Here is an 11902-nt window from a genome sequence, read left to right as displayed (position 1 = left end):
TCCGGTCGCCGGCAGTCACCCGTTCGGACCCAGCAGGAAGTGTTCATGACGAAGCTGTCCGTAGTTGTCCCTTGCTACAACGAAGAGGCCGTCATCGACAGCTTCGACGTCGAGATCCGCAGGGTCCTGGACGCCCTGCCCGTCGAGTACGAGGTCTGTTACGTCGACGACGGCAGCCACGACGGCACCCTGGGCAAGCTCCGCAAGATCGCGGCCGAGCACGGCGAACAGACCCGTTACGTCTCGTTCAGCCGCAACTTCGGCAAGGAGGCCGGCATGCTGGCCGGCCTGCGCGAGACCACCGGCGACGCCGTAGTGATCATGGACGCGGACCTCCAGCACCCGCCGGAGCTCATCGCGACCATGCTCGACTACTACCGCCAGGGCCACGACCAGATCATCGCCCGCCGCACGCGCGAGGGCGACAAGAAGGTCCGCTCCGCGCTCAGCCGGCTCTACTACCGGGGCGTGAACCGCTGGGTGGACGTCGAGCTCACCGACGGCGTCGGGGACTTCCGGATGCTCTCGCGCCCGGCCGTGGACGCGCTGCTGTCGCTGCCGGAGTACAACCGCTTCTCCAAGGGCCTCTTCTCCTGGATCGGCTTCGACACCGTCCACTTCGACTACCGCAACGCGCAGCGCGAGGCGGGCGAGACGAAGTGGAAGTTCGGCTCGCTGCTGAACTACGCCATGGACGGCCTCATCTCGTTCAACAACCGGCCGTTGCGGGCCGGGATCTGGCTCGGCGTGTCGCTGGTCGCCCTGACCGGTCTGTACGCGCTGTGGATCACGATCGCGGCGATGACCAACGGCGTGGAGTCGCCGGGTTACGTCACCCTCGTGGCGATGATCGCCGGAATCGGCGGCGTCCAGATGATCATGTTGGGTCTGATCGGCGAGTACATCGGCCGCATCTACTACGAGACCAAACGCCGCCCGCACTTCCTGGTGAAGGAATCGCACGGCGCGGACCTCGCACCGGGGCCCGTGCGCACCGCGGCGCGGGCCGCCGAGGCCGCTGGTGCCGCCCGCGAGGCCGTCGTGGAGCGCGGACCGGAACGGGGCCCGGAGCGCAGTGCGGAGCGCAGCGCCCGATGAGCCGCAGGGACCAGCTCGGCCAGGTCTTCCGCTTCGCCCTCGTGGGCGGGGTCAACACCGCCACCTTCTTCGGCATCTACCTGCTGCTGCACCCGTGGATGCCGTACTTCGCCGCCTACTCCCTGGCCTTCGTGCTGGCGATGGTCGGCTCGTTCTTCATGAACACCTACTTCACCTACCGGACCCGGCCGACTTGGAAGAAGTTCTTCCTCTTCCCGCTGACGAACGTCACGAACTACGTGATCCAGTCGGCCGGCCTGTACGCGCTGGTGACCTGGGCCGGGATGGACACGCGCATCGCCCCGCTGGTCGCGGCGGTGGTCGCCATCCCGTTCACCTTCGTCCTCTCCCGCAAGATCCTCGTCCCGCGCGCCGCCCGGGACGCGCAGCCGCAGCCCGCCGAAAGCGGTCCGTCCAGGGTCTGAAACCCCCGAGCGGCCCCTCGGGCCCACCCCGTAGATTGAGACGGCAGGCATTTCGGCAAGGGGCAAGGGGAAAGACGTGTCAGCCGCTAGGCAAGGTGTCGTGAACGCCCGCAGGATCGTGGTCAAGGTCGGCTCCTCCTCCCTGACCACGGCGGCCGGGGGACTGGACGCCGACCGGGTGGACGCGCTGGTGGACGTCCTGGCCAAAGCCCGCAGCGGCGGCGAGAAGGAGATCGTCCTGGTCTCCAGCGGCGCCATCGCCGCCGGACTCTCCCCGCTCGGCTTGCGGCGCCGGCCCAAGGACCTGGCCCGGCAGCAGGCCGCCGCCAGCGTCGGGCAGGGCCTGCTCGTCGCCCGCTACACCGCCTCCTTCGCCCGCTACGGCATCCGCGTCGGCCAGGTCCTGCTCACCACCGACGACACCAGCCGGCGCGCGCACTACCGCAACGCCTACCGGACCCTGGACCAGCTGCTGGCCATGGGCGCGCTGCCGGTGGTCAACGAGAACGACACCGTCGCCACCGACGAGATCCGCTTCGGCGACAACGACCGCCTCGCCGCCCTGGTGGCCCACCTGGTCCGCGCGGACCTCCTCGTCCTCCTCTCGGACGTGGACGGCCTCTACGACGGCGACCCCTCCCTGCCCGGCACCACCCGCATCGACGAGATCCGCGGCGCCGAGGACATCGCCCACGTCTCCATCGGCAGCGCCGGCAAGGCGGGCGTGGGCACCGGCGGCATGGTCACCAAGGTGGAGGCCGCCCGGATCGCGGCGGCCGCCGGGATACCGGTCGTGCTGACCTCGGCGAGCCAGGCCGCCGACGCGCTGGCCGGACGCGCCACGGGCACCCACTTCCACGCCACGGGCCGCCGCTCCGCGGACCGGCTGCTCTGGCTCCAGCACGCCTCCACCCCCCAGGGGCACCTGGTGCTCGACGACGGCGCGGTGCGCGCGGTCACCGAGCGCGGCAGCTCGCTGCTGCCGGCCGGCATCGCGGCGGTCGAGGGCGACTTCACGGCGGGCGACCCGGTGGAGCTGCGCGACGCCTCGGGCCGGGCGGTCGCCCGGGGCCTGGTCAACTTCGACGCGAAGGAGCTCCCGCAGCTGCTCGGCCGCTCCACCCGCGAGCTCGCGCGAGAACTCGGACCCGCATACGAACGGGAGGTCGTCCACCGGGACGATCTCGTCCTGCTGCAGGGCTGAGGTTCGGCAAAACCGCCGCGCGGCAGCCTGGGGACTGGTCAACTGTGAGAGGTGGCGGACACGCTTGGCGGAGACAGGAGGCGGCTGGTGAGACGAGCGCTGACCAGCGTCGGTCCGGGGCACGGCGACCTCGGCGGGGCCGGAGCCGGCGACGGACAGGACCACGCCTCGCGCCTGTGGCACGTGACCCTGAGCGTCTCCGGGAAGCCGGCGCCGCTGTCCGAGGTCCGGCGCGGACTGGAGCAACTGGCCCACGACCACCCCTTCCTGCTGACCAGCCGGTATGCCGACGACCACGCGGAGATCCGCTACTGGGAAGAGGCCCGCGACCTCCACGACGCGGCGGCGGTCGCCCTGCGGCTGTGGGGCGAGCACCGGTCCTCGGCGCAGTTGCCGCCCTGGGAGATCGTCGGCCTGGAGGTCATCGACCGTTCCACCTACCACCAACGCGTGGCGGAGGGCTACGGCCCGCCTCCCGCCCACCCGGTGGGCGTCCACCCCTACTGACCCCTGCCGTCCGCGACGCGGGACCAGGGGCCGCCCCTGCTTGGCTGTCTGGTGCGGCGCACTGTCGACGGGGCTGCGGGTGCACTCGAAGCCCCGCCGGCCCCCGGGCCCGGCACCGTCCTACCGAGCGCCGCCGGCGGCCAAGGCGCCGATCGCGGCCGTCCCGGAGCCGCACGGGCGTTCACGGGTACGGGGCGGCGCCCGGGCGGGGTTTTCGGGCAGCGGGAGGGGCGCGCCGGGACCCCCGGTCCGCCGGCTCGCCGCGAGGCGTCTCGTACGGTGAAATCCCCCACAGGCACCCCCGCCCCGGCGACTACCCTGGGTGGCATGACCTCGCTCGACGACGCCACCGCCACAGCCGGCGCCCCCGGCCCGGCCACCGCCACCTCGCCCGTCCTTGCCACGGCGCGAGCCGCCCGGACGGCCGCCGCCGCCATCGCCCCACTGCCGCGGTCCGCCAAGGACACCGCCCTGCTGGCGATCGCGGACGCGCTGGAGGCCCGTACGGCCGAGATCATCGCGGCCAACGCCGTCGACACCGACAAGGCCCGCGCCGCCGCTGTCAGCGAGACCGTCATCGACCGCCTCACCCTGACCCCGGAGCGGATCGCCGCCATCGCCTCCGACGTCCGCGACGTCGCCGCCCTCCCCGACCCCGTCGGCGAGGTGGTCCGCGGCAACACCCTCCCCAACGGCATCGACATCCGGCAGATCCGCGTCCCCCTCGGCGTCGTCGGCATCATCTACGAGGCACGCCCCAACGTCACCGTCGACGCCGCCGCCCTCTGCCTCAAGTCCGGCAACGCCGTCCTGCTGCGCGGCAGCTCCTCCGCCTACGCCTCCAACGCCGCGCTCGTCACCATCCTGCGCGACGCCGTCCTCGGCGCCGGCCTGCCCGCCGACGCCATCCAGCTCGTCCCCGGCGAGTCCCGCGACTCCGTCCGCGAGCTGATGCGCGCCCGCGGCCTCGTCGACGTGCTCATCCCGCGCGGCGGCGCCTCCCTCATCAAGACCGTGGTCGAGGAGTCCACCGTCCCGGTCATCGAGACCGGCACCGGCAACTGCCACGTCTACGTCGACGCCCAGGCCGACCTGGACATGGCCGTGGACATCCTCGTCAACTCCAAGGCGCAGCGCCCCTCCGTCTGCAACTCCGCCGAAACCCTCCTCGTCCACCGCGACATCGCCGGCGCCTTCCTGCCGCGCGCCCTCGACGCCCTCGCCGACGCCGGCGTGACCGTCCACGCAGACGCCCGGGTCCTGGCCGCCGCCGAACAGAGCAAGGTCACCGCGCTGCCCGCCACCGACGAGGACTGGGCAGCCGAGTACCTCTCCTACGACATCGCCGCCGCAGTCGTGGACTCCCTCGACGACGCCGTGGGCCACATCCGCCGCTGGAGCTCCGGCCACACCGAGGCGATCGTCACCACCTCGCAGGCCGCCGCACGGCGCTTCACCCAGCTGGTCGACTCGACCACCGTCGCCGTGAACGCGTCCACCCGGTTCACGGACGGCGGCCAGTTCGGCTTCGGCGCCGAGATCGGGATCTCCACCCAGAAGCTGCACGCGCGCGGCCCCATGGGCCTTCCCGAGCTCACCTCCACCAAGTACATCGTCACCGGCGACGGTCACGTCCGGTAGCCGTCCCCCGAACACGGTGTGGGCGGATTCGGCGCACAACCTCGCCCAAAGCAGCCCCCCAGGTCTACGCTGGTCCCGTGCCGGACGACGTGGGGGGCAAGCCGTTCCCGGACGACGGGGAGCCCGACGACGACCGCGGAGGCGCGGACAAGGACTTCGCCTCCGTGGTGTTCGACGAGGACTTCGTCCGGAACGCCGAGATCCATGAACCGAGCGCCGCCGAGCGCCAGCGAGCCGCGGACCGGGCGCGCGCGGAGGCCGAAGCAGCCCGCGCCGTCGCAGCCGGCTGGACCGGCGACGACGACTACGACGGGACCGCCTACGGGCACCCCGACGCCTACGGCCTCGACGACGGCTGGGAGCAGAGCCGCGCCTACGGCCACGGCTACGCCGACGGTCCGTACGGGGCCTACGGCGGCAGCCTGCGCCCCTACCGCGGCCGCTCGCCCTGGCTGCGCCCCGTCGCCTGGGTGCTCGCCTTCGTGATGGGCCTGGGCATGATCGCGCTCGCCTTCAGCGCCGTCTACCGCAGCGCCGCGGGCGAGGGCGACCCGGCCCCGGCGCCGGCCAGTACCCCCTCGCGGGAAGTCACCGGCGTCGGCGCGTTTACGTACCCCTCCGGCCGCCAACCCTGAAGGTACGACCCCACTCGCATCCGTCGGAGCTGGGGGCTTCTCTGAAGCGGGGACAGCGGGGAGAAGCGATGGCCGTGCCAGGAGATCCACCCAACGGCACCCCCGAGGGCATCGGCGGTGGTGACGACGAGTTCCGGTCCGACGACCACCGCCCGGACGAGTTCAGGTCGGTGGTGTTCGACGAAGACTTCGTCCGGGCTGCCCGGCTCCAGGAGTACTCCGCACAAGAACGCATGGGCGAACACGCCCGGGCCGTCCGCAGCCGCTCCTTCTGGTCGACCGGCGCCGCCCCCCGGACCAGTACCCCCGGCCGGGGCGCCCGGCAGGGCATGCTGCTGGTGCTGCTCATCGCCACGGCCTTCGCCGTCGCCGTCTACATGGGGCTGCGCAATCCCTACGTGCCCGCCCCCGCCGGCCACACCGAGCCGCTCTCCAGCACCGTCGTCCCGCTGGCGCCCCCTTCGCCGGTACCCGGCGGACGGCCCGCCGACCTGTACGCGGACAGCCCCGCCGCCGACTACCGCGTCGGAGCGGCCGGAATCACCCTTCCGGCGGTGCGCCGCACGGCCCATTTCACCGACGCCCAGATCGTCACCGCGCTGTCCATCGCCAAGGACTACCTGGTGCAGTCCTCCCTGGACCCCGACATCCTCAGCGGCGCCGCGTCCAGGCCGGTGCGCGTCCTGCTCGACCCCGACCAGCTGGCGCAGTTCGACCGCAGCATGACCAGCCCTTCCGGCGACGGCCGGCACGCAGCCACCGGCTGGCTGGTGCGCTTCGACCCGGGCACGGCCGTCGTGGCCGACCCCCGGGTCCGGGTCGGCGGCACCCTCGCCTACGAGGAACTCACCCCCGACACGCTGGTGGTGATCACCGACCACACCTTCGTCTACGCCGTACGCCCGGCCACCGGAGCCCCGGCCGATGACGGCGCTTCGCTGTTCACCGTCCGGCGCGAGCTGCGCATGCGCTTCGACCGGGAGGACCTGGCCGCCCGCCGGGCGGAGCTGGCCGCGGCCTACGTGATGGCCGGGCCGCAGGACTGCTCCGCCGACCCGGCCGGCGGTTTCCGCCCGCTCCTGGCCGGAGCGGGTCCCACCACGGTGGGCCCGGCCCCCAGCGACCCCTACGCCGGCGGCGATCCGCGGCGCACGGCCGGGCTGTGCGGCGTGCTCGCCCAGCCCCAGGGTCAGCCCCAGTCCCAGTCAACGGGCCAGCCCCAGTCCCAGTCCCCGGGCCAGTCCCAGCCCCGGCTTCCGGCCCCGGCGGCCGGCCCGCTCAGCCCTGCTCCGTAGCCGAGCCCTTGCCTCCGGCGGAGCCGGCCCCGGCGCCACCTGCTGCCGGCGCTGCGCCGGTGAACCTGTCCCGGAGCTTGCCGCCCAGGTCGCCCGCCCCGCCCGCGATGTCGCTCACCAGCTTGATCAGCGGATCCTTGCTGGTCCGCACCGAATCGGCGTAGTGCGCGGCGGAATCCCGGAAGGAATCCGTCACCGAGGTGTCCTTGTCCTCGTCCCGCCGCGGGTAGTGCCCGTCCAGGATCCGCTGGTAGTCGCGGCTCTCCGACCACTTCTTCAGCTCGGCCGCCCGCACCGTGGTGAAGGGGTGCGTCCGCGGCAGCACGTTCAGGATCTTCAGTACGGAGTCACGCAGATCGCCGCTCGACTCGTACTCCTCGGCCTGCGCCAGGAAGGCGTCCACGTTCATCTCGTGCAGGTGGTTGCCACCCGCGATCTTCATCAGCCCGCGCATCGAGGCCCGCACGTCCTGCCCCACCAGCAGCCCGGCCCGGTCCGCCGAGAGCTCGGACTTGCGAAACCACTCCCGCAGAGCGGTCACGATCGCCATGATCGCCACATTGCCCAGCGGGATCCACGCCACCTTCAGCGCGAGGTTCGTCAGGAACAGCAGGACCGTGCGGTAGACGGAGTGCCCCGACAGGGCGTGGCCCACCTCGTGGCCCACCACCGCCCGCATCTCCTCCTCGTCCAGCAGCTCGACCAGGCCCGTCGTCACCACGATGATCGGCTCGTCCAGCCCGATGCACATCGCGTTCGGCTTGGGGTCCTGCTGCACGTACATCTGCGGGACCCGCTCCAGGTCCAGGATGTAGCAGGCGTCGCGGAGCATCGCGTGCAGGTGCGGGAACTGCGTCTCGCCCACCCGCACCGACTCCGACAGGAACAGCAGCCGCAGACTGCGCTCCGGCAGCAGCCCGCTCAGGGCCTTGAACACCGTGTCGAAACCGGTCAGTTTGCGCAGTGCCACCAGCGCGGAGCGGTCCGCCGGATGTTCGTACGCGCGCGAAGAGATGCCGGGAAACCTCCTGCGGTCCCGCGCCGGCGTCGTCTCGAACCCTGTCTCCGGCATAGCGCCCTCCCCTGGATCGGTGTCGGTGACCTTGCGTCTATCCTCCAACGCCCGAGTCGGCGTGAGCGTGCCCGAGGCCCCCGCATACGATGTGAGCGAAGTCTCCGCCCGCTCCCCGACTCGATAGGTACTCGCCTGATGAGCTTCTCCTCCACCGCCCACGATCTGGTGCTCCTCGCCTCGGAGGGGGCCGAGCAGCACGGCGGCAACCACGACAGCCTGAGCCCGTACCTCACCGGTGGCGGCGCGTTCTGCATCCTGCTCCTGATGCTCTGGGTGACCACGCGCCTGAACCGCGACCGCTAGGCCGTCGCCCGGACCGGGCACGGCCCGCGGTGGACCCGCCACCGGGCCAGTAGGCTCTGCGCTCATGGGAGAGCAGGAAACGCCTACCGGCCCGGTCAAGCGCAGGCTCGGCGTGATGGGCGGTACATTCGACCCGATCCACCACGGGCACCTGGTGGCCGCCAGCGAGGTGGCCGCACTGTTCCACCTCGACGAGGTGGTCTTCGTACCGACCGGCGAGCCGTGGCAGAAGTCGCAGCGCGCCGTCTCGCCCGCCGAGGACCGCTATCTGATGACGGTCATCGCGACGGCCTCGAACCCGCAGTTCTCGGTGAGCCGCATCGACATCGACCGCGGCGGCCCGACGTACACGATCGACACCCTGCGGGACCTGAAGGCGCTGAACGACGACGCCGACCTGTTCTTCATCACCGGTGCCGACGCGCTCGCCCAGATCCTGACCTGGCGCAACGCCGACGAGCTGTTCTCCCTCGCCCATTTCATCGGGGTCACCCGGCCCGGCCACGTCCTCACCGACGACGGCCTGCCCGAGGGCGGTGTCTCCCTGGTCGAGGTGCCCGCGCTGGCCATTTCGTCCACGGACTGCCGCGCACGGGTCGCCAAGGGGGATCCTGTCTGGTACTTGGTGCCGGACGGCGTGGTGCGCTACATCGACAAGCGTGAGCTGTACCGGGGAGCCTGAGCTTCCGGAGAGAGGGGCCCCGCGGTGAACGACCGACAGGAGCCGTACGACCCGTACGCCGGTCACGAGCAGCAGCTCATCGGCTACGACCCGTACGGGCGGCCGGTGTACGGCCAGGCGCCCGCGCAGCCCGCCCAGGAGTACGGGCAGCAGCAGTACGAGCAGCAGCAGTACGGCTACGACTACCAGGCCCAGGCCCAGGCCCCGCAGCCCCAGACCCCGCAGCCCGAGTACGACGGGCAGCCGCAGCAGCAGTACTACGGCCAGGAGTACGCACGGCAGGAGTACCCCTCCCCTCCCGCCCCCGCGGTTCCCTCTTACGGGTACGAAACGCAGCAGACCGGGCAGACCCAGCAGTGGATCCCCCAGCAGGCCTCCCCGGAACCGGCCGCCGCGCCCGCCGCCGCGCCGCAGGAGCCGGAGCCCGTTCGGACGCGGGCGCCGCAGGTACCCGCGCCGCGCAGGCCCGACGCCGGTGCCGGTGCCGAGTCCGGGGCGGACCGGGACTACCGCACCGAGATGTTCGCCTTCATCGACCAGCCGGACGAGGACTCCGAGGACGTCATCGACTGGCTCAAGTTCACCGAGAGCCGCACCGAACGGCGCGAGGAGGCCCGCCGCCGCGGCCGCAACCGCGTGGTGGCGCTGATCGTCGTCCTCGCCCTCTTCGTCGTCGGCGGCCTCGGCTACCTCTGGTACGCGGGCAAGCTCCCCTTCATCGACGGCCCCGGGCAGAAGAAGAGCGCCGCAGGAGCGGAGGCCGGCACGCAGAAGCGGGACATGATCGTCGTCCACGTGCACAACACCAAGAAGGGCGGCACCTCCTCGGCGCTGCTCGTCGACAACGTCACCGCCCGCCAGGGCGCCACCGTCCTGCTGCCCAACACCCTGGGCGTCCCCGGCGCGGACGGGACCTCCACGGGCCTCGGCAAGGCCGTCGAGGCGGGCGGTCTCGGCACCCGGGAGTCCCTCGACTCGGTGCTCGGCACCCGCATCGGCGGCACCTGGCGCCTGGACACGCCCTTCCTGGAGAACCTGGTCGAGCTGGTCGGCGGCATCGAGGTCGACACCGACACCGCGGTCCCGGCCGACGACGCGGTCAAGGCCCCGGCCGTGAGCCAGGGCCAGAAGCAGAGCCTGAGCGGTCCGATGGCCGTCGCCTACGCCACGTACCGCGGCCAGGGCGAGCCGGAGGGCAAGCAGCTGGAGCGCATGGGCAAGGTGCTGTACGCGGTCCTGCGCAAGGTCCCGAGCGACCCGAAGGCCGCCGCCGTGACGGTCGAGAGCATGGGCCAGATCCTGGACCCGGGCCTGAACGCGCAGGCCCTCGGCGCCCTGCTGTCCCGGCTCGGCGCGCACGCCAAGGTGGGCGCGTACCGCACCGACGTCCTCTCGGTGAAGCCGGACGGCGGCCTGACGGACGAGGCCACCAAGAAGGTGGTCAAGGAGGTGCTCGGCGGTTCCGTCGCGGCGGCGCAGCCCGGTGCCGCCCCCCGGGTGGGCCTCAAGGACGCCGGCGGCGACGAGAAGGCGCAGGTCGCGGCGAAGGCGGCGCTGCTCAACGGCGGCTACGACTTCGTGGACGGCGGCAAGGCGGACAAGACCGCGGCCGCCTCCCAGATCACCTACCAGGACGATGCCCAGCGGGACCGGGCGATCGATGTCGCCAAGACCCTGGGGCTGCCGGAGACGGTCGTGAAGAAGGCCGAGAACGCCGTGAACGCCGACGTCGTGGTGATCCTGGGCAAGGACTACAAGCCGTCCTGACCGGCCCTGACACGTGCTTGCGCCCGCGCGGGACGTTCCGCGCGGGCGGTGTCGGCGGTACATGAGACCCTTGTAAGGATCTGCCCGCCAACCCGAAAGCATGGCCAGTGACCGCCACGGACCGCTCCATCGAGCTCATCACCGCCGCCGCCCAGGCCGCGGCCGACCGGCTCGCGCACGACATCATCGCGTACGACGTCAGCGACGTGCTGTCGATCACCGACGCCTTCCTGCTCGCCTCCGCGCCCAACGACCGCCAGGTCAAGTCGATCGTGGACGAGATCGAGGAGCAGCTGCTCAAGAAGCTCGGCGCCAAGCCGGTGCGCCGCGAGGGCGACCGCGACGCCCGCTGGATCCTGCTCGACTACGTCGACATCGTCGTCCACGTCCAGCACAGCGAGGAGCGTGTCTTCTACGCGCTGGAGCGCCTGTGGAAGGACTGCCCCGAGATCGAGCTCCCCGAGGACGCCAAGCTCACCATCGGCAAGGCCGAGGAGCACGCCAAGCTGCGTGAGGCCGCGGGCGATGACGAACTGGACGGTGATCTGTTCTGAGCGCGACCACATCGGGGAAGTCCGGCAGGAAGATCGTCCTTTGGCGCCACGGCCAGACGGCGTGGAACCTGGAGCGCCGCTTCCAGGGGTCCACGGACATCGAGCTGACCGAGACCGGTGTGGCGCAGGCGCGCCGCTCGGCCCGGCTGCTGGCCTCGCTCGGACCCGACGCCATCGTGTCCTCCGACCTCCGGCGCGCTTCCGCCACGGCGGCCGAGCTGGCCGCCGTCACGGGGCTCACCGTGCAGCACGACGAGGCACTGCGCGAGACCTACGCCGGTGAGTGGCAGGGCCTGACGCACGACGAGATCCTCGGGAAGTACGGCGAGCAGTACGCGGCGTGGAAGCGCGGCGAGCCGGTCCGCCGGGGCGGCGGCGAACTGGAGACCGAGGTCGCCGACCGCGCGGCGCCGGTGGTGCTGGAGCACGCCGGCCGGCTGCCGGAAGGCGGCACGCTCGTCGTGGTCAGCCACGGCGGCACCATCCGTACGACGATCGGCCGGCTGCTGGGCCTCGACTCGTACAACTGGGAGGGCCTGGGCGGGCTCTCCAACTGCTGCTGGTCGGTCCTCGGTGAGGGCGCGCGCGGCTGGCGTCTGATGGAGCACAACGCCGGCACGCTGCCGGAACCGGTGCTCGGCGACGACGACTGAGCAGCCCCTCCGCCGCTCCCCGCCGCAGCTGCCACCCGGATTTCACTTTCCGGCTGGTCGCAG

At 72.0% G+C, this 11902-nt stretch carries 12 protein-coding genes and 1 pseudogene; 12 read left to right on the top strand and 1 reads right to left on the bottom strand.

Features of this window, described 5'->3' with window-relative positions; genetic code table 11:
* The first annotated feature begins 45 nt into the window (after positions 1–45).
* The 7 genes from AMK16_RS15815 to AMK16_RS15785 all read left to right on the top strand — a co-directional run bounded on the left by AMK16_RS15815 (position 46) and on the right by AMK16_RS15785 (position 6805).
* Complete coding sequence (locus tag AMK16_RS15815) at positions 46–1098, top strand: glycosyltransferase family 2 protein (RefSeq protein WP_073915078.1); 1053 nt, start codon at positions 46–48, stop codon at positions 1096–1098.
* A complete protein-coding gene (locus tag AMK16_RS15810; RefSeq protein WP_073915075.1) occupies positions 1095–1523 on the top strand; it encodes a GtrA family protein in 429 nt (142 codons plus the stop codon). Before AMK16_RS15815 ends, AMK16_RS15810 begins: the two co-directional genes overlap by 4 nt.
* A 76-nt stretch (positions 1524–1599) precedes the next feature.
* The gene (proB, locus tag AMK16_RS15805; RefSeq protein ID WP_073915072.1) at positions 1600–2727 is read left to right on the top strand and encodes a glutamate 5-kinase; all 1128 of its coding nucleotides are present in this window, start codon (positions 1600–1602) and stop codon (positions 2725–2727) included.
* A gap of 87 nt (positions 2728–2814) precedes the next feature.
* The gene (locus tag AMK16_RS15800; protein ID WP_242438739.1) at positions 2815–3234 is read left to right on the top strand and encodes a hypothetical protein; all 420 of its coding nucleotides are present in this window, start codon (positions 2815–2817) and stop codon (positions 3232–3234) included.
* Between the two features lie 327 nt (positions 3235–3561).
* Complete coding sequence (locus tag AMK16_RS15795; protein ID WP_073915066.1) at positions 3562–4875, top strand: glutamate-5-semialdehyde dehydrogenase; 1314 nt, start codon at positions 3562–3564, stop codon at positions 4873–4875.
* A 77-nt stretch (positions 4876–4952) separates the two neighbouring features.
* Entirely contained in the window at positions 4953–5510 is a 558-nt protein-coding gene (locus tag AMK16_RS15790; protein ID WP_073915063.1) for an SCO2584 family spore wall biosynthesis protein, read from the top strand.
* A 68-nt stretch (positions 5511–5578) separates the two neighbouring features.
* Positions 5579–6805: an SCO2583 family membrane protein gene (locus AMK16_RS15785; protein ID WP_073915060.1), complete on the top strand. Its 1227-nt coding sequence runs from the start codon at positions 5579–5581 to the stop codon at positions 6803–6805.
* Here the strand turns inward: AMK16_RS15785 and AMK16_RS15780 are convergent.
* Positions 6792–7877, bottom strand: a pseudogene (locus AMK16_RS15780) (M48 family metallopeptidase); the annotation flags it as partial. The gene AMK16_RS15785 and the pseudogene AMK16_RS15780 overlap by 14 nt on opposite strands.
* A gap of 138 nt (positions 7878–8015) precedes the next feature.
* Between AMK16_RS15780 and AMK16_RS36630 the strand changes: the two are divergent.
* The 5 genes from AMK16_RS36630 to AMK16_RS15760 all read left to right on the top strand — a co-directional run bounded on the left by AMK16_RS36630 (position 8016) and on the right by AMK16_RS15760 (position 11839).
* Positions 8016–8183 (top strand): hypothetical protein, encoded by a 168-nt coding sequence (locus AMK16_RS36630; protein WP_199885444.1) that lies wholly within the window; start codon positions 8016–8018, stop codon positions 8181–8183.
* Between the two features lie 64 nt (positions 8184–8247).
* Positions 8248–8865 carry a nicotinate-nucleotide adenylyltransferase gene (nadD, locus tag AMK16_RS15775; RefSeq protein WP_073915054.1) on the top strand — a complete coding sequence of 206 codons (618 nt, stop codon included), beginning with the start codon at positions 8248–8250 and terminating at the stop codon, positions 8863–8865.
* Positions 8866–8889: 24 nt separating this feature from the next.
* The gene (locus AMK16_RS15770) at positions 8890–10632 is read left to right on the top strand and encodes an LCP family protein (RefSeq protein WP_073915051.1); all 1743 of its coding nucleotides are present in this window, start codon (positions 8890–8892) and stop codon (positions 10630–10632) included.
* Between the two features lie 107 nt (positions 10633–10739).
* Positions 10740–11186 carry a ribosome silencing factor gene (gene rsfS / locus AMK16_RS15765; RefSeq protein WP_073915048.1) on the top strand — a complete coding sequence of 149 codons (447 nt, stop codon included), beginning with the start codon at positions 10740–10742 and terminating at the stop codon, positions 11184–11186.
* Complete coding sequence (locus AMK16_RS15760; protein WP_073915045.1) at positions 11183–11839, top strand: histidine phosphatase family protein; 657 nt, start codon at positions 11183–11185, stop codon at positions 11837–11839. Before rsfS ends, AMK16_RS15760 begins: the two co-directional genes overlap by 4 nt.
* Positions 11840–11902 lie beyond the last annotated feature (63 nt).

It is taken from the genome of Streptomyces sp. CB00455 (assembly GCF_001905445.1).
In the GTDB taxonomy this organism is placed as follows: domain Bacteria; phylum Actinomycetota; class Actinomycetes; order Streptomycetales; family Streptomycetaceae; genus Streptomyces.
This window is presented reverse-complemented; position numbering and strand designations above follow the sequence as displayed.